The organism is Streptomyces sp. NPDC003247 (assembly GCF_042888135.1).
Taxonomy (GTDB): domain Bacteria; phylum Actinomycetota; class Actinomycetes; order Streptomycetales; family Streptomycetaceae; genus Streptomyces.
Genome location: NZ_JBIAPF010000016.1, coordinates 149941 through 171964 on the forward strand (window position 1 = coordinate 149941; position 22024 = coordinate 171964).

24 protein-coding genes are annotated in these 22024 nt (G+C 74.3%); 19 read left to right on the top strand and 5 right to left on the bottom strand.

The genetic code is table 11. The annotated features are described in order from the left end of the window. Nucleotides 1–154: 154 nt before the first annotated feature. Nucleotides 155–1456: a phytase gene (locus ACFYWQ_RS38000; protein WP_389523539.1), complete on the top strand. Its 1302-nt coding sequence runs from the start codon at nucleotides 155–157 to the stop codon at nucleotides 1454–1456. A 54-nt stretch (nucleotides 1457–1510) separates the two neighbouring features. On the opposite strand, the gene ACFYWQ_RS38005 is transcribed toward ACFYWQ_RS38000, so the two are convergent. Further along, nucleotides 1511–2995 (bottom strand): MFS transporter, encoded by a 1485-nt coding sequence (locus ACFYWQ_RS38005; RefSeq protein WP_389523734.1) that lies wholly within the window; start codon nucleotides 2993–2995, stop codon nucleotides 1511–1513. A 420-nt stretch (nucleotides 2996–3415) separates the two neighbouring features. On the opposite strand from ACFYWQ_RS38005, the gene ACFYWQ_RS38010 reads away from it, so the two are divergent. Beyond that, on the top strand, nucleotides 3416–4741 hold the full coding sequence (locus tag ACFYWQ_RS38010) for an alpha/beta fold hydrolase (protein WP_389523543.1): 1326 nt from the start codon (nucleotides 3416–3418) through the stop codon (nucleotides 4739–4741). A 165-nt stretch (nucleotides 4742–4906) separates the two neighbouring features. Continuing rightward, a complete protein-coding gene (locus tag ACFYWQ_RS38015) occupies nucleotides 4907–5419 on the top strand; it encodes a molybdenum cofactor biosysynthesis protein (protein WP_389523545.1) in 513 nt (170 codons plus the stop codon). 24 nt (nucleotides 5420–5443) lie between these two features. Here the strand turns inward: ACFYWQ_RS38015 and ACFYWQ_RS38020 are convergent, their stop codons facing one another. The 3 genes from ACFYWQ_RS38020 to ACFYWQ_RS38030 all read right to left on the bottom strand — a co-directional run bounded on the left by ACFYWQ_RS38020 (nucleotide 5444) and on the right by ACFYWQ_RS38030 (nucleotide 7338). Further along, complete coding sequence (locus ACFYWQ_RS38020) at nucleotides 5444–5893, bottom strand: ATP-binding protein (RefSeq protein WP_389523548.1); 450 nt, start codon at nucleotides 5891–5893, stop codon at nucleotides 5444–5446. A 157-nt stretch (nucleotides 5894–6050) separates the two neighbouring features. Beyond that, nucleotides 6051–6890 carry a chitosanase gene (locus tag ACFYWQ_RS38025; protein WP_389523551.1) on the bottom strand — a complete coding sequence of 280 codons (840 nt, stop codon included), beginning with the start codon at nucleotides 6888–6890 and terminating at the stop codon, nucleotides 6051–6053. Between the two features lie 166 nt (nucleotides 6891–7056). After that, the gene (locus ACFYWQ_RS38030; RefSeq protein WP_389523553.1) at nucleotides 7057–7338 is read right to left on the bottom strand and encodes a hypothetical protein; all 282 of its coding nucleotides are present in this window, start codon (nucleotides 7336–7338) and stop codon (nucleotides 7057–7059) included. A gap of 234 nt (nucleotides 7339–7572) precedes the next feature. On the opposite strand from ACFYWQ_RS38030, the gene ACFYWQ_RS38035 reads away from it, so the two are divergent. The 6 genes from ACFYWQ_RS38035 to ACFYWQ_RS38060 all read left to right on the top strand — a co-directional run bounded on the left by ACFYWQ_RS38035 (nucleotide 7573) and on the right by ACFYWQ_RS38060 (nucleotide 12381). Further along, on the top strand, nucleotides 7573–8211 hold the full coding sequence (locus ACFYWQ_RS38035; RefSeq protein ID WP_389523556.1) for a hypothetical protein: 639 nt from the start codon (nucleotides 7573–7575) through the stop codon (nucleotides 8209–8211). Nucleotides 8212–8588: 377 nt separating this feature from the next. Next, entirely contained in the window at nucleotides 8589–9059 is a 471-nt protein-coding gene (locus ACFYWQ_RS38040) for a hypothetical protein (RefSeq protein ID WP_389523559.1), read from the top strand. 66 nt (nucleotides 9060–9125) lie between these two features. Further along, on the top strand, nucleotides 9126–9578 hold the full coding sequence (locus ACFYWQ_RS38045) for a flavodoxin family protein (RefSeq protein WP_389523562.1): 453 nt from the start codon (nucleotides 9126–9128) through the stop codon (nucleotides 9576–9578). A gap of 250 nt (nucleotides 9579–9828) precedes the next feature. After that, nucleotides 9829–10203, top strand: coding sequence for a hypothetical protein (locus ACFYWQ_RS38050; protein ID WP_389523565.1), 375 nt, complete (start codon nucleotides 9829–9831; stop codon nucleotides 10201–10203). 324 nt (nucleotides 10204–10527) lie between these two features. Beyond that, entirely contained in the window at nucleotides 10528–10965 is a 438-nt protein-coding gene (locus ACFYWQ_RS38055; RefSeq protein ID WP_389523567.1) for an ArsR/SmtB family transcription factor, read from the top strand. Between the two features lie 57 nt (nucleotides 10966–11022). Then, entirely contained in the window at nucleotides 11023–12381 is a 1359-nt protein-coding gene (locus tag ACFYWQ_RS38060) for a DUF3500 domain-containing protein (protein ID WP_389523570.1), read from the top strand. Between the two features lie 78 nt (nucleotides 12382–12459). Here the strand turns inward: ACFYWQ_RS38060 and ACFYWQ_RS38065 are convergent, their stop codons facing one another. Beyond that, on the bottom strand, nucleotides 12460–12696 hold the full coding sequence (locus tag ACFYWQ_RS38065; protein ID WP_389523572.1) for a hypothetical protein: 237 nt from the start codon (nucleotides 12694–12696) through the stop codon (nucleotides 12460–12462). A gap of 341 nt (nucleotides 12697–13037) precedes the next feature. On the opposite strand from ACFYWQ_RS38065, the gene ACFYWQ_RS38070 reads away from it, so the two are divergent. The 10 genes from ACFYWQ_RS38070 to ACFYWQ_RS38115 all read left to right on the top strand — a co-directional run bounded on the left by ACFYWQ_RS38070 (nucleotide 13038) and on the right by ACFYWQ_RS38115 (nucleotide 21982). Then, nucleotides 13038–13505, top strand: coding sequence for a hypothetical protein (locus tag ACFYWQ_RS38070; RefSeq protein WP_389523574.1), 468 nt, complete (start codon nucleotides 13038–13040; stop codon nucleotides 13503–13505). A 148-nt stretch (nucleotides 13506–13653) separates the two neighbouring features. Beyond that, nucleotides 13654–14334: a TetR/AcrR family transcriptional regulator gene (locus tag ACFYWQ_RS38075; RefSeq protein ID WP_389523577.1), complete on the top strand. Its 681-nt coding sequence runs from the start codon at nucleotides 13654–13656 to the stop codon at nucleotides 14332–14334. Nucleotides 14335–14342: 8 nt separating this feature from the next. After that, nucleotides 14343–15146, top strand: a complete 804-nt coding sequence (locus ACFYWQ_RS38080; RefSeq protein WP_389523580.1) for an SDR family NAD(P)-dependent oxidoreductase — start codon at nucleotides 14343–14345, stop codon at nucleotides 15144–15146. A 21-nt stretch (nucleotides 15147–15167) separates the two neighbouring features. Next, nucleotides 15168–16208, top strand: coding sequence for an NAD(P)-dependent alcohol dehydrogenase (locus tag ACFYWQ_RS38085; protein WP_389523583.1), 1041 nt, complete (start codon nucleotides 15168–15170; stop codon nucleotides 16206–16208). 284 nt (nucleotides 16209–16492) lie between these two features. Next, nucleotides 16493–18013 carry an ATP-binding protein gene (locus ACFYWQ_RS38090; protein WP_389523586.1) on the top strand — a complete coding sequence of 507 codons (1521 nt, stop codon included), beginning with the start codon at nucleotides 16493–16495 and terminating at the stop codon, nucleotides 18011–18013. Next, complete coding sequence (locus tag ACFYWQ_RS38095) at nucleotides 18010–18432, top strand: roadblock/LC7 domain-containing protein (RefSeq protein WP_389523589.1); 423 nt, start codon at nucleotides 18010–18012, stop codon at nucleotides 18430–18432. The genes ACFYWQ_RS38090 and ACFYWQ_RS38095 overlap by 4 nt, the downstream gene beginning before the upstream one ends. Beyond that, the gene (locus ACFYWQ_RS38100; RefSeq protein ID WP_389523592.1) at nucleotides 18429–18791 is read left to right on the top strand and encodes a DUF742 domain-containing protein; all 363 of its coding nucleotides are present in this window, start codon (nucleotides 18429–18431) and stop codon (nucleotides 18789–18791) included. The genes ACFYWQ_RS38095 and ACFYWQ_RS38100 overlap by 4 nt, the downstream gene beginning before the upstream one ends. After that, entirely contained in the window at nucleotides 18763–19488 is a 726-nt protein-coding gene (locus ACFYWQ_RS38105) for an ATP/GTP-binding protein (protein ID WP_389523594.1), read from the top strand. Before ACFYWQ_RS38100 ends, ACFYWQ_RS38105 begins: the two co-directional genes overlap by 29 nt. Then, a complete protein-coding gene (locus ACFYWQ_RS38110; protein ID WP_389523597.1) occupies nucleotides 19485–20753 on the top strand; it encodes a cytochrome P450 in 1269 nt (422 codons plus the stop codon). Before ACFYWQ_RS38105 ends, ACFYWQ_RS38110 begins: the two co-directional genes overlap by 4 nt. Then, nucleotides 20750–21982: a cytochrome P450 gene (locus ACFYWQ_RS38115; protein WP_389523598.1), complete on the top strand. Its 1233-nt coding sequence runs from the start codon at nucleotides 20750–20752 to the stop codon at nucleotides 21980–21982. The genes ACFYWQ_RS38110 and ACFYWQ_RS38115 overlap by 4 nt, the downstream gene beginning before the upstream one ends. Nucleotides 21983–22024 lie beyond the last annotated feature (42 nt).

The window sequence follows — 22024 nt, forward strand, 5'->3', positions numbered from 1 at the left end:
CCGTCCGGCCGGCCATCGGCTGCTGTTCCGCTCGCGGGCGCCTCGTCTTCACCCTCGCGCCGCCTCCGCGTCCCCCCGGGCCACCAAGATCACCTTGCTTGTCATGCACGCCATCTCAGCTTGGTACCGAAGCCCGCTACGGAAGGAAGTCGACGTGGCCAGCCCTCTCTGGAGATCGTTCGCGGTATCGGTCGTCACGGCGTCGGTCGCTCTCACCTGCGCGCTGCCCGCGTCCGCCGAGGACGACGACGTCCTGCCGGCCGTCTCGCCCCGCGTCGAGACCGCGGCCCTCTTCGACGACGAGGAGGGCGGCAACGCGGACGCCGACGATCCCGCGATCTGGCGCAACGCCGCCCGGCCCGAGGAGTCCCTCGTCGTCGCCACCGCGAAGGAGGGCGGCCTGCGGGTCTACGACCTCGACGCGCGCCTCGTGCAGTCGGTCGCCGCACCGGCCGGGCCCGGGGCGGAGGACGCGCCGGGCCGCTTCAACAACGTCGACCTGGTGCAGGGGATCCGCCTCTCCACCGGCAAGGCCGACCTGGCGGTGACCACCGACCGCGGCAACGACCGCCTCCGCTTCTACCGCATCGCCCCGGGCACGGCCGGCGGCCCGCTCACGGACGTCACCGACCCGGCCGCCGCGCCGGTCTTCTCCGCGGACCAGGCCGAGATCAACGAGCAGCGCACCGCGTACGGCCTCGCCACCTGGACCGACCGGTCGACCGGCCGCAGCTACGCGCTGGTCAGCCAGCGCGAGCGCACCACGATCGCCCTGCTGGAGATCACCGCGACCGCCGGGGGCAAGGTCGGCTACCGCACGGTCCGCACGCTGGACCTGCCCTCGTCCTTCCGTCTGCCCGACGGCACGTCCTGGTCGCCGTGCGCCGAGCCCGGCGAGCTGCCCCAGGTCGAGGGCATGGTCGTCGACCCGGCGAACGGCACGCTCTACGCCGGGCAGGAGGACGTCGGCATCTGGCGCGTCTCCGCCACCCTCACCGGCACCCCCCGCCTCCTCGACACCGTCCGCGAGTACGGCGTCGAGGGCACGTACGACGAGGCCACCGAGGAGTGCGTGAGCGGCGACGACCCGGGCTACGGCGGCACCCGGCTGACCGCGGACGTCGAGGGCCTGACGCTGATCACCGAGGACGACGGGGACGGATACCTGCTGGCGTCCAGCCAGGGGGACAACACCTTCGCCGCCTACGACCGCGAACCGGGCGAGGCGGGTGAGTACGAGGGCGGCTTCCGCGTCGCCGCCACCGCGACGGGCCCCGACGGTTCCGAGGAGTGCGACGGCGCGGCGGCGCTCGACGCGCCGCTGGGGGCGAAGTACCCCGACGGTCTGCTCGTCGTCCAGGACGGCCACGACGACGCGGGCGACGCCACGGACCGCACCGCGACCAACTTCAAGTTCGTGGACCTCGGTGACGTACTGACCGCGCTGGACGACTGAGCCGTCCGGCACCTCCCGGCGGCGGCCCCTTCGACGGGGCCGCCGCCGTCGCTCTCATCCCCCGCCGCCGGGTCCGGCTCCGCCCCTGAGGCGCTCCAGGTCCGCGGGGCGGACCCGGATGACCAGGACGGCGACGACCGCCGCGAGCAGCGCGAAGACGGCCGCCGTGACGAAGGCCGCCGAGACCCCCGCGCTGAGCACCTCGTCGGACCAGGGCGCGGGGAGTTCGCCGGTGCGCCGGAACCGCAGGCGTTCGGCCGGGGTCGCCCGCGCCAGGAAGTCGGGGACCTGCCGCTCCGCCTCCTGGGCGGAGGCCGTGCCGAACACCGTGACCAGGATGGACAGCCCGAGTGAACCGCCCACCTGCTGGGTGGCGTTGAGCAGGCCGGAAGCCGCTCCGCTCTCCCGCGCGGGAACGCCGGAGAGCGCCATCAGGGTGAGGGACACGAACTCCATGCCCATGCCCACGCTGAAGACGAGCATCGGGCCCAGGATGCTGCCCGCGTAGGTGGAGTGGACGTCGGTCTGCGTCAGCCAGGCGAGGCCGGCCGCGGCGAGGACCGCGCCGGCCACCATGAAGGGCTTGGGCCCGTACGTCGGCAGGAGGCGGGAGGCCACTCCGGCGCCGGTCGCGATGAGGGCGCTGACCGGCAGGAAGGCGAGCCCGGCCTGCAACGGGCTGAAGTCCAGCACGTTCTGCACGAAGAGCGTGAGGAAGAAGAACATGCCGAGCATCGCGGCGGCGAGGCAGAGCATGATGCCGTAGGTGCCCGCGCGGTTGCGGTCGGCGAACATGCGCAGCGGTGTGATCGGCTGCCGGGAGCCCCTCTCGACCAGGAGGAACAGCGTCAGGAGGACGACGGCCGCGGCGAAGGAGGCCAGCGTCAGCGCGTCGCTCCAGCCGTCCTGCGCCGCCCGGATGAAGCCGTACACCAGCAGGACCATGCCCGTGGTGGAGGTCGTCGCCCCGGCGAGGTCGAAGTGGCCGGGGTGGCGTTCGGACTCCCTGATCCAGCGGGGGGTCGCGAGGACGATGAGCAGGCCGATCGGGACGTTGACGAACAGGACCCAGCGCCAGTTCAGCCACTCCACGAGCATGCCGCCCGCGAGCAGGCCGATCGCACCGCCGCCCGCCGACACCGCGGCGAACACCCCGAAGGCGCGGTTGCGTTCGGGTCCCTCGCGGAAGGTCGTGCTGATCAGGGCGAGGGCGGTCGGTGAGGCGATGGCCCCGCCGGCCCCCTGGAGGGCACGCGCGGCCAGGAGTTGGCCGGGGCTCTGGGCGAGGCCGCCGAGCAGGGAGGCGAGGACGAACACCAGGACGCCGAGGACGAAGACGCGGCGTCTGCCGAGGATGTCGCCGGCCCGGCCGCCGAGCAGCAGCAGACCGCCGAAGGCGAGGGTGTAGGCGCTGACCACCCACGACAGGCCGGTGGTGGAGAAGCCCAGGTCGCGCTGGATGTGCGGCAGCGCGATGTTCACGACCGTGATGTCCAGGACCACCATGAGCTGGCAGGAGGCGATGACCAGCAGGGCCATCGCGTTGCCGCCGCCCGCGCGACGGGTGGAGGCCTGGGTCGCCGAAGTCGGCTGCGGAGTAGTGCTCATGACGCGTCGTCCGATCGGGCGGGCCCACGAGGGACGGCCGGCGCGAACCTCCGCCGGCGCACCCGCCACCGTTCGACCGTACGCCCGACGGCGGCCCCCTGACCACTCGATCACCCGTGGGCGCACCCGGCGCACCGCACATTACTGAACCGTAACCTACCGACGGGTACCCCCGGTAACCCCGCCCCGGCTACCGTCCTGACAGTTCGTCTAAGAGCACGCGTTCAGCGAACGGCACGGGCAGCGGTGGACGACCGGGGCTCCGTGCCGAGCGGTCCGTCCTCACCGGACCGTCAGCCACCCGAGCCGCAGAGGAAGGCTCGGCCTCCCCTTCTCCCCAGGAGGTCTGCCATGCCCGCTTCCACCCGCCTGCTCGCCGCCGCCGTCACGGCGGCCGCCTGCATCGGCACGACGGCCGTCCCGGCCGCCGCCGCCGGGCCGACGGACGCCGTGGTGTCGCGCGGGGTCACCATCCCGGCGTTCTACACCCCGCCCGACCGCCTCCCGGCGGCCGACGGCACCCTCGTCCGCACCGAGGAGCTGCCCCTCGCCCTGAGCCTGCCGGGCGTCGACGGTCCGCTCCCCGGCACGGCGACCCGGCTGATGTACAAGTCCACCGACTCCACCGGCGGGCCCGTGGCCGTCACCGGCGCCTACATCGAACCGACGGCCGCCTGGCAGGGCGGCGGGGCCCGGCCGCTGGTCGCGCTCGCGCCCGGCACCATGGGACAGGGCGACCAGTGCGCCGCCTCCCTCAACCTGGAACAGCCGCTCACGGTCAACGGGCAGACGCTGTCCATCGGTTACGAGAACCTGGCGATCTACCGGCTCCTGGCCCAGGGCATCGCGGTCGTGGTCACCGACTACGCCGGGCTGGGCGCGACCGACCGGCTGCACACCTACGTCAACCGCGTCGACGAGGCGCACGCCGTGCTGGACGCCGTACGGGCCGCCCGGGCCCTGGACGGAACGTCCCTCACGGACGGCTCCCGGGTCGCGCTGTACGGCTACAGCCAGGGGGGCGGGGCCACGGCGGCCGCCGCCGAGCTCCAGCCCTCGTACGCGCCCGACGTCCCGCTCGCCGGGACCTACGCGGGTGCCACGCCCGCGGACCTGGTCGCCGTCACGGAGGCGATCGACGGCAGCGACCTGGCCGGCGCGCTCGGCTGGTCGGTCAACGGGTTCCTCCAGACCGACCCCGCGCTCCGGCCCATCGCCGAGGCGCATCTGAGCGAGGACGGCAAGTCGGCGCTGAAGGACCTCTCCACGATGTGCGTGGGCGACGCCCTGCTCTCCTACAACTCGGCCCACAGCAGCGCCTGGACCACGGACGGCAGCTCCCTCAGCGACATCATCGAGGCGGAACCGGCGCTGAAGGCCTTCCTGGCCGACCAGCGGATCGGCACGCTCGAACCGGCCTCCCCGGTGCGGGTGGCCACCGGCACCACCGACGACCTGGTGCCGCACGCGCAGGCGCGGGAACTCGCCGTCGACTGGTGCGCCAAGGGAGCCGACGTCACGTACAAGCCCGTCGTGCTGCCGCCGCTCGGCCGGGCGCTGCTCAACCACTTCGCCCCGCTCCTCGCCGACCAGGGCGACGCCATCGCCTGGCTGGCCGACCGGCTCAAGGGCAAGCCCGCCACGTCGAACTGCGCCGCCCTCCCCTTGCTGCCCTGACCCGGGGGGCGGGGGACGGACGGGCGGGGGACGGGCGGGGGTCGCGCAGTCGGGCGACCGCCGCCCGCCGCCGCCCGCGTCCCCGTCCTCCGTCCCTCCCCCACCCTCTCTCCCCCGCCCCGTCCCCCGTCCTCGGGGGTGGGCGGGACGGCCTAGGGTGGACCCGTGATCGAGGTGGAGGTCGTGCAGCTGCTGGTGTCGCCGGTGCACCGGCTGTCGGGGCGTCCCGCGGACGGGCCGGCGGACGGGCCGGGCGGTGAGCTGGTGGAGTCGGCGCCGGTCCGCGGCGGTCTCGGACTGGTCGGCGACCGCTACTTCGGCCGCCCGGCGCACCGGGACGCGGCCGTGACCCTGATGGCCGCCGAGAACCTCCCCCTGGACATCAATCCCTCCACCGACCTGCGGCACACCCGCCGCAACGTCCTGCTGCGGGGCGTCGACATCGACTCCTGCGTCGGCTCGACGATCGTCCTCGAAGGAGCACACGGCGCCGTGACGTTCGCCGTGAACCGTCCGGCGCGGCCCTGCGCGTGGATGGACGTCACCGTCGGCCCGGGGGCGCAGCGGGCCCTGCGCGGCAAGGGCGGGGTGCGGTGCACGCCGCTGTCCGACGGGGTGCTCGCCCTCGGCCGGGCCACGCTCCGCGTCGTGGACGCCGAGGGGCCCGTGCCGCGCTGACGAGCCCCTCGCCCGGCCGTGCGCTCACAGCCCGTCGAGCAGGCCCAGGCGGGCGACGATCCGTTTGCCGACCGGTTCGCGCACGACGGTGACGTCCTGGGACACGGCCATCACGATCTCCAGGCCGTGCTGGCCCACCCGCGTCGGGTCCGCGCCGCGCGGCACCGGCAGCCCCGGATCGCTGTCCCACACCGCGATCTCCACGGCGGCACCGTCGATGCGCAGGTGCAGCAGGACCGGCCCGGGAGCGTGGCGGAGCGCGTTGGTGACCAGCTCGCTCACCACCAACTGCGCCACGTCCAGGGTCCGCGCCGAGACCGGCACCCCGTGCTCACGCTGCACGCGCGTGAGGAAATCACCCGTCAGATGCCGTGCCCCGGCGATACAGCCGTCCTCGCCGTCGAGGGCCAGCGTCGTCTCGACAGGGCCCGCGTCGGGCCCCGAGGACCTGTCGTCGGGCGGGACTGGTTCCATCCGGACCGCCTTCATTACCCCGTTCATGGCCGCGCGCCTACCCCCGAACCGGTCACCTATGCCTCACGAGCATCACGGGCGCGTCGGCGCACGCGTACGGGCCGCGCGCGCCCGCGTGGGGGCCGCCCGCGCACCCGGGCGGGCGGCCGGGCGCCGGTCAGCCGATGTGGTAGCTGTCGCCGTACACCGCCCAGTCCAGGGGCGGTTCGAGGTCGAGGTTGCCCGCGCGCAGGAAGACGCGCTGCGCGGTGTCGACCCGGCTGGTGTCGCTGTGCGCCTCCTCCTGTCGCATCGCCCGGACCCGGGCGTCGAGGAAGGCGTCCAGGTACGTCGTCTCGTCGCCGCCCCGGGCCGGCGGCTCCGCCCGGGCCAGGGCCCGCTCACGGATGGCGCGGAAACCGGCGTCGTCGTCCCCGTCGCCGTGCATGACGAGGGCGTCGAAGTACACGAACTGGCCCAGGGCGCGCAGGCCGTCCTCGGTGGCACGCCGTAGCGCCGGGTCGAAGTAGACGCGGTCGCGTTCGTCGTCCTGGGCCCGCTGGAAGGCGGTGTCCCGGGCGGCCCGGCGCCAGTCCGCCGGGAAGTGGGGGTCGAGACCCGCGTGGGAGTCGGTGCCGTCGACCGCGCGCAGGGCGGGCAGGTACGGGGCGAGGACGTTGCCGGGCACGCGGTCCGTGTAGAGCTCGACCAGTTCCAGCATGTCGCCGGTGCCGGAGCAGAAGCCGACGGTGCCGGCCGTGTATCCCCGGCCGTCGCCGATGTCCTCGACGTACGCGTACTGGGCCCTCCAGTCGAGGGAGGAGTTCTCCGCGCTCGACACCAGCCGCATGGCGGTCTCCTTCTTCGCGGGGTCGTCGAGGCCCCCGCCGGCGCGGGGCGCGACGGCGGCCGTGGACGAGGAGATCAGCGGGGAGGCCGTCGACGCGGCGAGGAGGGCGAGGGCGGTGCGGCGGGTGGCGGCCGCCAGGCTCCGCGCGGCACGAGGGAGGTGCACCACTAGGGCTCCAGGTGGGGGACGGATGGGGGGCACGGGAGGGGGGACGGGAGGGGGGACGGGAGGGGGGGACGGGAGGGGGGGACGGGAGGGGGGACGGATGGGGGGACGGGGGCAGGTCAGCGGGGTGCCGCGTCCGGGGGCGGCGGCCGGTCGGCGGGGCAGTGGGTCAGCGGGTGCCCGGCTCGTCGCACCGCCAGTCGAAGCGGCGGCCGTCCGCCGGGCGCCGTACGTACAACGCGCGGCCGCCGGGGCCGTAGCGGCCTATCTCCGTCGTCAGCGCCACCTCGTGCCGGTCGTGCCGGTCACCCGGGGCGTGGTCGGTGACGTCCAGCAGCAGGCCGTCGAGCGGTCCGCCCACCAGTTGCGCGTACGCGCGGTCCGGGCGGGGGCTCGCGTCGTCGTGGTCGGCGCCGTAGACCCGGCCCCGCATGAAGTCAGCCTCGTCCATGGCGGGCAGTTTCGCACCCACCACTGACAACGACCTGTGAGACGGGCCCCTCCCGGGGACGCTCTTCGGCCAAGGACATGGCGGAAAGGCGTCGGACACGGGCACGGCGTCGCCCCGCGGGTATCACTTCCCCACACGTCGTGCGGAACGGGGTGGGGGGTGCCGGCCCTGGGGGGACACGGGGGACGGGAAGCACCGGCGGGTGAGTCGTCGCGGGCCCGGCGGCGCCGGGTCGTGCGCGAACTGCGGGCGGCGGGGCGCTACGGCCCCCGGCTGCGCGACGCGCTGCCCGGGCTGGCCGTGCTGGTCCTGGTGGTGTGCGGGGCGACCGCGGCGCTCGCGCTGGCGGGCCGCACCGCCGGCGTGTGGGTTCCGGTCCTGGCCGTCGGGGCGCTCGGCGGCGCGGCCGTCGTCGTGGGGCGCCGTTCCCGGCGGCCGGCCCGGAGGCGGCGTGGCTACTACAGCGCCGAGGAACTGGCCGAGCTGGACCTGCCGGCGCTGGTGCTCGCCGTGGCGCGGATGCTGCGCCGGGACGGCTGGCGGGTGGTGCCGCCCCCCGCGCACAGCGCCCCGCACCTGGCCGCGCGGGACGGGCGGGGGCGGCTGCTCGACGTGGCGTTCCGGCCGGTGGCCGAGCCGCTGCCGGACGAGGAGACGGCCTGCTCCTGCCGCTCGCGGTCCCGGCCCGCACGCTCCGGGCCCCCGCTGCGGCTCGTCGTGCACCGCGGCTCGTTCACGCACCGGGACGAGGTCTGGGCCACGCGCCAGGGACACACGTACCTGATCGACGGCGCCCGGCTCCGGCTCTGGGCGTGCGGGACGCCGTTGGCCGAGGTCGCCGGTCTCGGCCGCCCCGAGCCACGCCCTACCTGAGCGGGCCGTCCCGAGCCGCGCCGTACCTGAGCGGGCCGTCCCGAGCCAGGCCCTACCTGAGGGGGTCGGCCCGAGCCAGGCCCTACCTGAGCGGGCCGTCCCGAGCCAGGCCCTACCTGAGGGGGTCGGCCCGAGCCAGGCCCTACCTGAGGGGGTCGGCCCGAGCCACGCCCTACCTGAGGGGGTCGGCCCGTCCGGCCCCTGGCGCCCGCCGGCCGGGATCCGGCCGTGCGCCCGCGGCCGCCCGGTACGGCCGCGGCACGCACGCTCCGACGCCGGTCCCTCCCCCGCCCGGCGCTGACCCGTTCGAGTGGCCCCGTTCCGCGCATCGTCGTAGCGTCGAGACCTGACCGGGCGGACGACGGGCTGGAGCGGACATGCGCGGACACATCACGAGGACGGCGGCCCTGCTCTGTGCCGCGCTGGGACTCACCGCGGCGATGGGCACGGCGTCGGCCGCGCCCGGCGCGTCGTCCTCCGGGGCGGAACGGGCGGCCGCGCGCCAGACCACGCTCCCCGTGCTGGTGGACTGCTTCTGGCACCCGCAGAAGCGGCCCGACGCGTACATCCTGGCCTGCGGCGACGGCAACAGCCGCCTGGTCCGTCTGAAGTGGGACCACTGGCACGCGCGCTCCGCCAGGGCCACGGGGGTCAACGTCGTCAACGACTGCAAGCCGTACTGCGCCGTGGGCACCTTCCACTCGTACCGGGTCGTCGTACGGCTCGACCGGCCGAGGCCCTGGGCGAAGGATCCGCAGGTGCAGCGCTGGGGGCGGATCAGCCTCGAGTACACCGGGGCGCGGCCGGAGGGTTTCTCCAGGGTCATGAGCTACCCCCTGTGGGACTGACATCGGGACTGACGCGGGACTGACGGCGCTTGCGGCCGGCCCGCCGAGCGGGCAGGGTTCGATGCCGTGGCCACCTTGCTGATCGTCCATCACACGCCCTCCCCGAACTGCCAGGCGATGTTCGAGGCCGTCGTCTCCGGCGCGACGGCCCCCGAGATCGAGGGCGTCCGGGTGGTCCGCCGCGCCGCGCTGGCCGCGACGGCCTCCGACGTCCTGGCCGCCGACGGCTACCTGCTCGGCACCCCGGCCAACCTCGGCTACATGTCGGGCGCCCTCAAGCATTTCTTCGACCAGGTGTACTACCCCTGCCTCGACACCACCCGTGGCCGCCCCTTCGCCTACTACGTGCACGGCGGCAACGACGTCACGGGCGCGGTCCGTGGCATCGAGGCCGTCACGACGGGCCTGGGCTGGCGGCGCGCCGCCGAGCCCGTGACGGTCACCGGGGAGCCCGGCAAGGCGGACCTGGAGGCCTGCTGGGAACTGGGCGCCACGACGGCCGCGGGCCTGATGGACTGACGGACGGACACACACCTCCTCCGAGACGTCGACTCCTCTCTTTCTGAGCCGAGTTGGTCGGTCGCCGCGGCCTCCTCCCCCACAGCCGCACCCCGCCCACCGGTCAGAAAACGACAAGGATCTTCACTTTTAGAACATCCTTGCTCCAGTTCCGGAACCCGCCACCCTCACGGGCGACCCGCTCCGTACCGTTCCGGGCACGAGCGGGGCCGGAGGAACCCGGGCCCGCGCAACCGGCAGGAGGAGCGCCGTGGCGAATGTGGAGATCTCCCTCAAGGAGATGATGACCGCGATCGAGGGGGCGCTGGGCGCGGCGGTCGTGGACTACACCAGCGGTATGGCACTGGGCACGCTCGGCGGCGGCAAGGACCTGGACCTGTCCATCGCCGCCGCGGGCAACACCGACGTGGTCCGCGCGAAGGTCCGCACGATGGAGCACCTCGGCCTGACCGGAGAGATCGAGGACATCCTCATCACGCTCGGCAGCCAGTACCACATCATCCGCCTGGTCGGGAGCCGCCGGAGCACCGGCCTGTTCGTCTACCTCGTCCTGGACCGCGCCCGGTCCAACCTGGCCATGGCCCGGCACCAGCTCAAGCGGATCGAGGCGCAGCTCGAGGTGTAGCCGGACCGGCGGCCGACGGCTTCGCACGCCCGCGAGTTGCGGACTTCTGCAACTCGGCACATCCACATCCGTGCATCACCGGGGCGTGCGGGGCCCGCGATCGCCAGGATCGTGACGGACGCGGGACGACGACACACGACAGGACGCACCACTCGCCGGACGCACGCCCCCACAGGACGCACCACCCGCCGGACGCACACCCCCACAGGGCGCACCACCCGCAGGACGCACCACCCGCAGAGCGCAGGACGCAGGACGCACCACCCGCAGAGCGCAGGACGCAGGACGCAGGACCCGAAAGCGGCAGGGAGCGAGCGATCGACCATGCAGGTTCCCCTCTACCAGGCCAAGGCCGAGTTCTTCCGCATGCTCGGGCACCCCGTGCGCATCAGGGTCCTCGAACTGCTCCAGGGCGGCCCCGTCGCCGTGCGGGACCTGCTCACCGAGATCGAGATCGAACCGTCCAGCCTGTCGCAGCAGTTGGCGGTGTTGCGCCGCTCCGGGATCGTGGTGTCGATCCGGGAGGGCTCGACGGTCAGCTACGCGCTCGCCGGCGGCGACGTGGCCGAACTGCTGCGCGCGGCCCGCCGCATCCTGACCGAACTGCTCGCGGGGCGCAACGAGTTGCTGGCCGAGCTGCGCCAGGCCGAGCCGCCCGCGCGATCCGGGCCCGCGCATCCGACGCCGGCCCCCGAACCCGGGCCGCCCGCACGCGCCAAGGCCCCGCTGCCCGTCCCGCAGGGCGGTCCGGGAGGGGGGTGACGGGCGCCGCCACGCGCTCACAGGTCCGCTTCAGGTCCGTCGTGGAGGTTGGACCGCATGCACGGACACAGACCACGTACCCCCGAAGCCGAGCGCAGCAGGCGCTGGTTCATGAACAAGGCGCTGCTCGTCGGCGGTGCCGCCGCGGTGGCCACGATGACCGGCTGCTCCTCGGAGTCCTCCGGTACCGCGGCCTCCGCCTCCGGCGCCCCGAGCGGCATGCCGTCGGGAGGCCCGGGCGGCATGGGGCCGGGGGCGAGTGAGGTGAAGTACGCCGACTTCGTGGGCGTCACCACCGACGGCAAGGTCGTCGAGGACCTGAGCTCCATCCACTCCACCGGCGTCTCCACGGACGCGCTCGTCAAGGCCGCGCAGGCCTTCCTCGACGGTCTGTCGAAGACGCAGCAGCGGTCCACCCTGTTCGACATCAAGGCCGACGAATGGCTCGCCTGGAGCAACGTCGACGGGTACGAGCGCAAGGGCGTCCGCATGGGCGACCTCACCGAGAAGCAGCGCGACCTCGGGTACGCGCTGCTGGGAGCCGCCCTGTCGGCGAAGGGGCTCACCCAGACCCGCAACATCATGAAGCTCAACGCGTTCCTGGGCGACTACAACGGCGGAGGCAAGGAGACCCTCACCGAGGGCCACTACTTCTTCACCGTGATGGGCACCCCGTCGACGACCGAGCCCTGGGGCTTCCAGTACGAGGGCCACCACGTGGCCATCAACTACTTCGTCCTCGGCGACCAGGTCGTCATGACGCCGACCTTCATGGGCTCCGAGCCGACCTCGGCCACCTACAACGGCGAGAAGATCACCCTCTTCAAGCCGGAGACCACGGCCGGCCTGGCCATGCTGCGCTCCCTGACCTCGGCGCAGCAGAAGAAGGTGATCTCCGCCGACGAGAAGGGCGGCACCAACATGGTGGCCGGGGCCGGCCAGGACAACCTGAAGCTGGCCTACCAGGGCCTCGCCGCCAAGGAGTTCACCTCCGCCCAGCGGCAGAAGCTGCTCGACCTGGTCGCTGTCTACGTCGGCTACATGGACGACGGGCACGCCGCGGTGAAGCTGAAGGAGGTGGAGGACCACCTCGACGACACGTACTTCTACTGGATCGGCGAGACCAAGGACTCCTCCGCGTTCTACTACCGGGTGCACAGCCCCGTCGTGCTCATCGAGTACGACGCCCAGTCCCCGCTGGCCTACGGCGAGAACGCCCAGATGGGCGGCGGCGGTGGCGCCCCCAGCGGCCAGCCGTCCGGCATGCCGAGCGGCCAGCCCAGCGGCGGCCCGGGCGGCGGCGGCATGGGCGGCGGAACCCCCACCCAGCAGCACATCCACACCATCATCCGCACGCCCAACGGCGCGGACTACGGGGTGGACCTGCTGAAACTGCACCTGGAGAACGACCACTGAACCGGCCCTCCGCGGCCGGACCCGGGGCCCGGCCGCCGTGATCTCCTCACGGCGGCCGGGCCCCTCGGCCTGTGCGCGTCAGCCGCCGCTCAGGCGGGCGCGCAGCAGGTCCTTGCCCAGTTCGGCGCCCTTGCGGCTGTCCGCCTGGGCTTTGCGGAACAGGTCCGCGATCTCGGTGTCCTTGTCGCGCTCGGCGTCCTGGATGTAGGTCTCCAGGCGCAGCGCGTTGTTCAGACACGCCTCCACGTACCAGATGAGGTTGTAGTCCTTGTCCCGCGTGCCGGTCACGTCGCCGGTCTCGGTGCCACTGGCCATGCCAGTCTCCTTCCAGCGTGATCCTCGACGTCTCGCCGAGCCGGTCGCCGGGTACCCATCGCCCCCGCGGGCACACCGGACCACCCGCCACCGCGCCGCCCGGCCACCCTCCACCACGCCGCCCGGCCACCCTCCACCACGCTGCCCGCCGACCCGGCCGAACAAGGACGCGGAACCCGAACGAAACACCCGAAACGCCAGGACCCGCCACCCCTTCCGCCCCGTAGAAATATCTACCAGCATGCAGGTGCCGAGTCGGCGTGCGGCCGACGGCGGCCCGAGAACGGTGTGCCGCGCGCCCTGGTGCGCCGGCCCCGGGCGGAACTGCTGTGGAGCCGGACATGAGCGATGCGATGTGGGCGCGGGGCGTGGAGTGGCTCGCCGCCGCCGCGAGGGACCCGAGGGCCTGCAAACGGGACTGGGACCAGGGCAGCGGGATCGTCCTGCTGGAGGCGGGGCGCTACTGGGACGTGCTCAGCGTCCCGGGCCACCTGGGCCTGCTCACCCTGGACCTGCTGTGGCAGCCGTCGCTGCCGGTCCCGGGGCCGACCCTCGTGGACACCGCCGCCCACCGGGTGGGCTTCTTCCTGCCGCCCGAGCCCGGCAGCCGGTGGATCGGCGCCGGCGTGCGGCACGCGGGCCGCGGCTCCTGGATCGCGGTGCCTCCGCCGTACCGGCCCGCCCGGTCCCTGGAGTGGCTCGTACCGCCGGACGGCACCGGCGCGCTGCACACCCCCGCCACACTGGAACTGACCCTGCGTCAGGCCAACGCCTCCCTCGCCGTCCTGACGCCGCCGCACGGGGCGTGAGCGCCCGGAGCGCACCCGTCCGCCGGGAGGCCCGCACCCCTGCCCGCACCCCGCCCCGCACCCTCTCCGCCGTACCAATGTCCCCATGGGACACAAGTCTCGGAGGGACTCATGTCCCATGGGGACATCAAGGTGTACTCTCAGGGCCATGAAGGCAACGGAGCCCACGACCGCACCGGCCGCCGGCACCCCCGAGGACCGGCGGCAGCGCAAGGCGCGCCAGACCCGGGACGCCCTGGCCACCGCGGCGATCGACCTGATACTGGAGCACGGCCTGGCGGGCACCACGGTGGAGGCGATCGCGGAGCGCGCGGACGTGACACGCCGCACCTTCAGCCGGCACTTCACCGGCAAGGAGGACGCCGCCCTCGACTTCGTGCGCGGCGACGGCGACCGCATCAACGCGCTGCTGCGCGCCCGGCCCGCCGGCGAACCCCCACTGCTCGCCTACCGCCGCGCGGTGCGCGCCTGGCTGGCCGACCGCGAGCACCCGGCCTGGCACGTACGGCCACGCATGCGGCGGCTGCTCGCCCTGGTGGACCGCGAGCCGGCCCTGTTCGCCGCCTACGAACGCATCCGCGTCGACGCCCAGGAGGAGTCGATCCGCATCCTCGCCGACCGGCTCGGCACCGACGACGTCCGGGACGTCCGTCCTGCCGTCGTGGTCGACGCCGCCGCCGGCGTCCTGACCGCCGCGCTGCGCCTCTGGGCGCGCGGCGCGGAGCACGACTCGGGAGCCGCAGACCTGGCCGCCCTGGTGGAGCGGGCCTACGACGCCCTGATCGGGGAGGCCGCGTCCGCGGGCTCCCCCGGCACTACCGAAGAGTGAGAAGCACCATGAGCACCACCCCCGTCACCGCCCCCGTCACCGCCCCCGTCACCGACTACGCCTCCGAGTTCGCGGGCCGGACCGCGCTGGTCACCGGCGCCGCCTCCGGCATCGGTCTGGCCACCGCCCGCCGCCTGGGCGCCGGCGGCGCCCACGTCGTCATCGCCGACTTCAACGCGGAGGGCGCCGAGAAGGCCGCCGCCGAGCTGACCGCCGAGGGCCTGTCCGCCGCCGCCGTCGAGCTGGACGTCACCCGCCCCGCCTCCGTCGAGGCGGCCGTGCGGTTCGCCGTCGACACCTTCGGCGGCCTGGACCTGGCCGTGAACAACGCCGGCATCGGCGGCCCGAGCGCGCCGACGGGCGAGTACGACATCGACGCCTACGACCGTGTCGTACGCACCAACCTCGACGGCGTCTTCTACTCGATGCGCTACGAGCTGCCCGTCATCGAGGCCGGCGGCAAGGGCGGCGCGATCGTGAACGTGGCCTCCATCCTCGGCTCGGTGGCCTTCGCCGGCTCCCCCGCGTACGTCGCCGCCAAGCACGGCGTGGTGGGCCTGACCAAGTCGGCCGCCGCCGAGTACGCGGCGCGCGGCATCCGCGTCAACGCGGTCGGCCCCGGCTTCATCGAGACGCCCCTGCTGCGGGAGATGGACCAGGCCGCCTACGACGGCCTGGTGGGCCTGCACCCGGCCGGCCGCCTGGGCCGCTCCGAGGAGGTCGCCGAGCTGATCGTCTTCCTGCTGTCGGACCGCGCCTCGTTCGTGGCCGGCAGCTACCACCTGGTCGACGGCGCCTACACGGCCGTCTGAGCGCGGAAGGGAGTCAAGGTCATGAAGGCACTTCAGTACCGCACCATCGGCGCGCCGCCCGAGGTCGTCACCGTCCCCGACCCCGAACCCGGGCCGGGCCAGGCCCTGTTGAAGGTCACGGCGGCCGGAGTGTGCCACTCCGACATAGCGGTGATGAGCTGGCCCGCGGAGGGCTTCCCGTACGAACTGCCGCTCACCCTCGGCCACGAGGGCGTCGGCACGGTCGCCGCGCTGGGCGCGGGGGTCACCGGGGTGCGCGAGGGCGACGCGGTCGCCGTGTACGGGCCCTGGGGCTGCGGGACGTGCGTCAAGTGCGCGGAGGGCAAGGAGAACTACTGCCTGCGCGCCGACGAGCTCGGCATCCGGCCGCCCGGACTGGGCGCGCCGGGCGCGATGGCCGAATACATGCTGGTGGACGACCCCCGGCACCTGGTGCCCCTGGACGGTCTCGACCCGGTGGCGGCGGTTCCGCTGACCGACGCGGGACTCACGCCGTACCACGCGATCAAGCGTGCCCTGCCCCGGCTGGTGCCGGGCTCGGCGGCGGTCGTCATCGGCACGGGCGGCCTCGGGCACGTCGCCATCCAGCTGCTGCGGGCGCTGACCCCGGCACGGGTGATCGCGCTCGACGTGAACGAGGACAAGCTGCGGCTCGCCCGGGAGGTGGGCGCGCACGACGCGGTGCTGTCGGACGCCGCCGCGGCGGACGCCGTGCGCGCGCTCACCGGCGGCCTCGGCGCACAGGCCGTCTTCGACTTCGTCGGCGCGCCGGCGACGGTGGCGACCGCGGGCGCGGTCGCGGCCGTCGAGGGCGAGGTGGCGATCGTCGGCATCGGCGGCGGCACGCTGCCGGTGGGTTTCGGCCACCTGCCCTTCGAGGTGTCGGTCCACGCGCCGTACTGGGGCAGCCGGGGCGAGCTGTCGGAGGTGCTCGCGCTGGCCCGGGCCGGCGCCGTCTCCGTGCACACCGAGACCTTCTCCCTCGACGAGGCCCCGCTCGCCTACGAGCTGCTGCACCACGGGAAGGTCAACGGGCGTGCGGTGATCCTGCCGAACGGCTGATCGCCCGGGCCCGCCCTCCCGGGGACCCTCCGGGGACGGAAGGGCAGTCGGATCGGGCAGACCAACTCGCCTGTGTGGCAAGGCAATTCAGACAGTCGACGCAGAAGCGATCAGATACCGAGCACTTTCGGAGCGAAGTACCGCTCCACCGTGCGAGACCGATCGATGACGGTGTGTACTGTGCTGCGGGTGCCCGGTCCGATCGCCTCGGGCCCCTCCCTGCCTTCCCCGCACCCCCTGCCCTCCCGTCTCCGATCCGCCCGACCCTCCCAGGAACCGAATCGATGATCGAATTACCGGACCTGGTGGCCGGCGGCCTCGCCGCCGGCACACTGTCCGCGCTCGCCCTCGGGGGCGGGCTGCTGCGATTACGACGGCAACGGACCCGGCAGCACGCGGAGATCACCGCGCTGCACACCCGGCTCGACGGCTCCTCCAAGGCGTTCACGGCCGAGGTCACGCACCTGGCGGCCCGGCGGGTGCCCGCCGCCGTGCGCCAGGTCGCCCACCCCCACCTCGACGTCCCCGGCCCGCTCCAGCCCCTCACCTTCGGCACCCCCCTCGGCATCGCCCTGGAGAACGTCCTGCTGGCGGTGCAGTCCGAGGTCGCCGACCAGCGCACCCGCGTCGACGCCGCCGCACAGGCCGGCATGCGCGGCGCCACCCGGGAGATCCAGGCCGCCCTGTACCGGCTCCAGGACGCCCTGCGCGGCCTCCAACAGCGCTACGACGACCCCGAGTTGGCGCAGATCCTCTTCCAGCTCGACCACGAGAACGAGCAGTCGCTGCGCCGCGCCCAGGTCGCCGCGGTGGTGTGCGGGGCCTGGGTGGGGCTCGCCCGCGAGGAGTCGCACCTGGTGGACGCGGTCACCGGCGGCCAGGCCCGGCTCGCCGGGTACCACCGGGTCACGGTCCACAACCACCTCGAACCCGGCACGGCCCTGGTCTCGCACGCCGTGGAGCCCGTCGCCATCGTCGTCGCCGAACTGCTCGACAACGCCCTGCGGCACTCCGCGCCGGACACCGACGTGGTGGTGAGCCTGGAGCACGTCCGCCACGGGGTGTGCGTCACCGTCGACGACGCGGGCCTCGGCATGACCCAGGACGAACGCGACCGGGCCCAGCGGCTGGTGGCCGGCAGCGATCCGGTCCTGCTCACCGACCTCGGTGACCCGCCGCGCATGGGACTGGCCGCGATCGGCCGGCTCACACGCCAGTTCGACCTGGCCGTCGACCTGTCCTCGGTCTCCCCCTACGGCGGCGTCCGGGCGGTCCTGCGGGTCGACAGCCGCCTCCTCAGCCACCTCGACCCGGCCGACCGGCCCCCGGCGCCGAGCGCCCCGCGGACGACCCGCAGAACCGCCCGGACCGCCCCTCCAGCCTCTGCTGCACCTCGGGCCTCAACCGCATCTCCGGCCTCGGCCGTCCCGGCCGCCCCGGCACCGCAGCCCACCCCCTCGCCCCCGTCCGCACCGGCGGCCCGGTCCACCGCGCACGCCTACGGCACACAGGACACCGCCCCGGACCCCCTGCGCCACCCCGCGGCCCGCGACCCCGACGGGCTGCCGCAGCGCCGCCGCCGTGGCCGGGCCACCGCCACACCCGAGCGGTCCGCGCCGGAGCGGTCCGCACCCGAGCGGTCCGTGCCGCCACCGCCGGCGCGCCGCCCGGAGGACGCCGCCGCCGCACTCGGCGCACTCCAGTCCGGCACCGCCGCGGCCCGCGCCGAGGCCGCACCCGAAGGGCCCGCACCGGCGGCCCACGAAACCGACCACACCGACCACGAAGGAGGGGCGGCCCGATGACCAGCCGCAACACGGGCGACACGGCATGGGTGCTGGAACCGGTCCTCCAGGTGCCGCACGTGCTGGCCGCCGTCATGCTGACCCGCGACGGGCTCGTGACGGGGTACACCGACGCGCTGTCGCGGCCGTCGGCGGAGCGGGTGGCCGCCATCACCAGCACCGTGCAGGGAGCCTGCCGGACGGCGGCGGCCGCCTTCGCCGACCGGGACCGGGCGGAGGTGCGCCAGATCGTCATCGAGTCGGACCACGGCTACGTCCTGATCGTGCCGACGGACCACGGCACCTGCGTCGCCGCGTACGGGGACGGCGAGGTGCGCCTGGACCTGCTGGCGCACCGGGTCCACTCCCAGGTGGCGCGGCTCGGTGAGAAGGCCATGGCGGCCGTGCCCCGGGGAGCCGACGACACCGCCCCGGCATGACCGGCCGCCGGGCCGGCCGCCCCCTGGTCCCCGCCTACCTGTCGACCGGCGGGGTGGCCCGGCCCAGCCGCCCCCACCTGGAGCGGCTGTCGGTGCTCGCCCGCAGCGCCGAGCCCGTGCCGGCCGGACTGCCCGCCGCCCAACTCGCCCTGCTGGACGTCCTGGAGGGCGGCTCGCTCACGGTGGTGGAGGCGGCGGCGCTGCTCCGGCTGCCGGTCTCCGCGGTGCGCGTCCTGGCGGGCGGTCTCGCCGACCGGGACCTGCTCCTCACCCGCGCGCCGATCCCGCCCGCCGACCGGTTCGACCCCGACCTGCTGAAGAGAGTGGCCGATGGCCTCCGCGCCCTCAAGCACCCCTAGGCCCTGTCGTCACATCCCCGCCTGCCCGGCGACGCCATGCACGTCCTCTCACCGCACCGGGCCCAGACCCGAGTACATCCAGTACGCGACGACAGGACCTGGTGTCGGCGCACCCGACGCGATCCACCTGCCCGACACCGCCCGCGACCTGGTGAAGATCCTGGTCGCGGGGCCGTTCGGGGTGGGCAAGACGACCCTGATCGACTCGGTCTCGGAGATCCGGCCGCTGCACACCGAGGAGCCGCTCAGCGAGGCGTCCGCGGGAGTGGACGACCTGGCCGGGGTCCGGGAGAAGGCGACGACGACCGTCGCCATCGACTTCGGCCGGATCAGCCTGCCCGGCGGGGTGGTGCTGTACCTGTTCGGCACCCCCGGCCAGGAGCGGTTCCGGTCCCTGTGGGACGACATCGCCCACGGGGCGCTCGGCGCGCTCGTCCTGGTCGACAGCCGCCGGCTGGACGCGTCGTTCGACGTGCTCGGTCTGGTGGAGGAGAGCGGACTGCCGTACGCGGTCGCCCTCAACGCCTTTCCCGACGCCCCGCGGCACCACGGCGAGGAGCGGTTGCGGCGGGCGCTGGACCTGGAGCCGGGGACGCCGATGGTGACGTGCGACGCGCGCGACGCGGACTCCTCGGTCGACGCGCTGCTCGCCCTGGTAGACCACCTGATCGAGGCAGGATCCGAGGAGGACCGATGACCGCTGCCCCGGACCGGGCCGACGTCCCCCGGTCGGCGCCCGTACGGCTGTGGGAGGACGGCTTCGCGGCCGATCCGCGGCGCTACTACGCGGCCCTGCGCGCCCAGGGGCCCGTCGGCTGGGCCGAGTTGGCGCCCGGGGTGCCGGCGTACCTGGTCACGGACCGGAGCGCGGCGCTGGACGTGCTGCGCGACCCGGAGACGTTCTCGCACGACCCGCGCGCGTGGGAGGAGACCGTCCCCGCCGACTCCCCGGTGCTCGGCATGATGCGGTGGCGGCCGAACGCCCTGTTCGCCGACGGGGCCGCCCACGTCCGCTACCGCGCCACCCTCATCGACGTGTTCGACCTGGTGGAGCCGCACGACCTGCGGGCGCGCGTGCACCGGGCGGTGCGGCTGCTGGCCGGCCGGATCGGGCCGCGCGGCGAGGCCGACCTGGTCGGTGACTTCTCGCGGCCGCTGATGGCGCTGGTCCTCAACGACCTGTTCGGGCTGCCGGACAGCCAGGGCGACCGGCTCGACGAGGGTCTGGGCAAGATGATGGAGGGCGGCGCGCAGGCCGCCGAGGGCGAGGCCCAGTACGCCCGGTACGTCCTGGAGCTGATCGAGGCCAAGGCCGAGCGCCCCGGCGACGACCTGCCGAGCCGGCTCCTCGCCCACCCGGCCGGGCTGACCCGCGAGGAGGTCACCTGGCAGGTGTTCCTCACCCTGGGCGCCGGCTACGAGCCCACCGCGAACCTGCTCTCCAACACCCTGTCCCGCATCCTCGGCAACCCGGCCTACTACTCCACCCTGACCAGCGGCGCCCGCCCGGTCATGGACGCGGTGGTCGAGGTGCTGCACCACGAGACGCCGCTGGCCAACTACGGCGTCTACTACGCCCGCAGGCCGGCGGTCCTGCACGGGGTGCGGCTGCGCGACGCGGTGCCCGTGGTGGTGTCGTACGGGGCGCTCGGCCTCCCGCACGGCCCGCGGGGCGGGGAGGGCGCCCCCCTCGCCGGAGGGGAGGACGCCGGCGGCCGTCACCCGCGCGACGCCTCGCACCTGTCGTGGGGTGCCGGTCCGCACGCCTGCCCGGTCCGGCAGCACGTGCTGCTGCTGGTCACGGAGGCGATCGAACGGCTCACCCAGTGGCTGCCCGATCTCGCCCCGGTCCTGCCCCGCGAGCGGCTGAGCTGGCGGCCGGGCCCGTTCCACCGCTCGCTGACCGCCCTGCCCGTCCGTTTCGCGCCCCGCTCCCCCGACCAGCCAGGAGTCCCGTCGTGACCCTCACCCCGCGCGTCGACCGCGTCGCCCTCGACCCGTTCGGCTCCGACATCCCGGGCGAGAGCGCCCGGCTGCGCGCCCTCGGTCCGCTCGTGCCCGTGGAGCTGCCCGGGGGCATCCCGGCCTGGGCGCCCACCGGCTACGACGTCCTGAAGGAGCTGATCCTCGACCCGCGGGTCAGCAAGGACCCGCGCCGGCACTGGCGGCTGTGGCCCGAGATCGGCGAACACCCCTCCTGGGCCTGGATCCTGGGCTGGGTCGGCGTGGTCAACATGCTCTCCACGTACGGCGCCGACCACGCGCGGCTGCGCAAGCTGGTGGCGCCGAGCTTCACCCACCGGCGCACCGAGGCGCTGCGGGAGCGGGTGGAGGCGATCACCGCCGAGCTCCTGGACGATCTGGCGGACGGCGGTGAGGTGGTCGATCTGAAGGCGGGGTTCGCGCATCCGCTGCCGATGCGGATCATCTGCGAACTGTTCGGCGTGCCCGAGGGGATGAGGGACGCCACGGCCCGGCTGATCGCGGCCATCATGGACACCACCGACCCGAGCCCGGAACACGCCGCGTTCGTGCAGGAGCAGATCGGCGCGGTGCTGGGCGGGCTCATCGCCCACAAGGTGGAGCACCCGGGCGACGACATGACGACCGAGCTGATCCGGGTGCGCGACGAGGACGGCGACCGGCTCGGCGACGAGGAGCTGCTGCACACGCTGCTGCTGGTGATCGGGGCCGGGTTCGAGACGACCGTGAACCTCATCGGGAACGCGGTGGTGGCGCTGCTGGACCGGCCCGAGCAGCTGGCGGCCGTGCGGCGGGGCGAGATGGGCTGGGACGCGGTGGTGGACGAGACGCTGCGGGTGCACCCCTCGATCGCCTCGCTGCCGCTGCGGTTCGCCGTCGACGACCTGGCGGTCGGGGACGTGACGGTCCCGGCCGGGGACGCCATCGTCACGACGTACGCGGCGGCGGGCCTGGACCCGGCGCACTACGGGCCGGACGCGGCCGTGTTCGACGCGGCGCGCGGGGCGGACGACCATCTGGCGTTCGGGATCGGGGTGCACCGGTGCATCGGCGCTCCGCTGGCCCGGATGGAGGCGCTGACCGCGCTGCCCGCCCTGTTCGAGCGGTTCCCCGAGCTGCGCCTGGACTGCGGCGCGGAGGCGCTGCGGCAGGTGCCGTCGTTCATCGCCTTCGGCTGGCGGGAGATCCCGGTCCGCCCGCGCGGCTGAGCGGCCGGGCGCGTGACGGCGCGGGGGTACGACCGGTCCCCC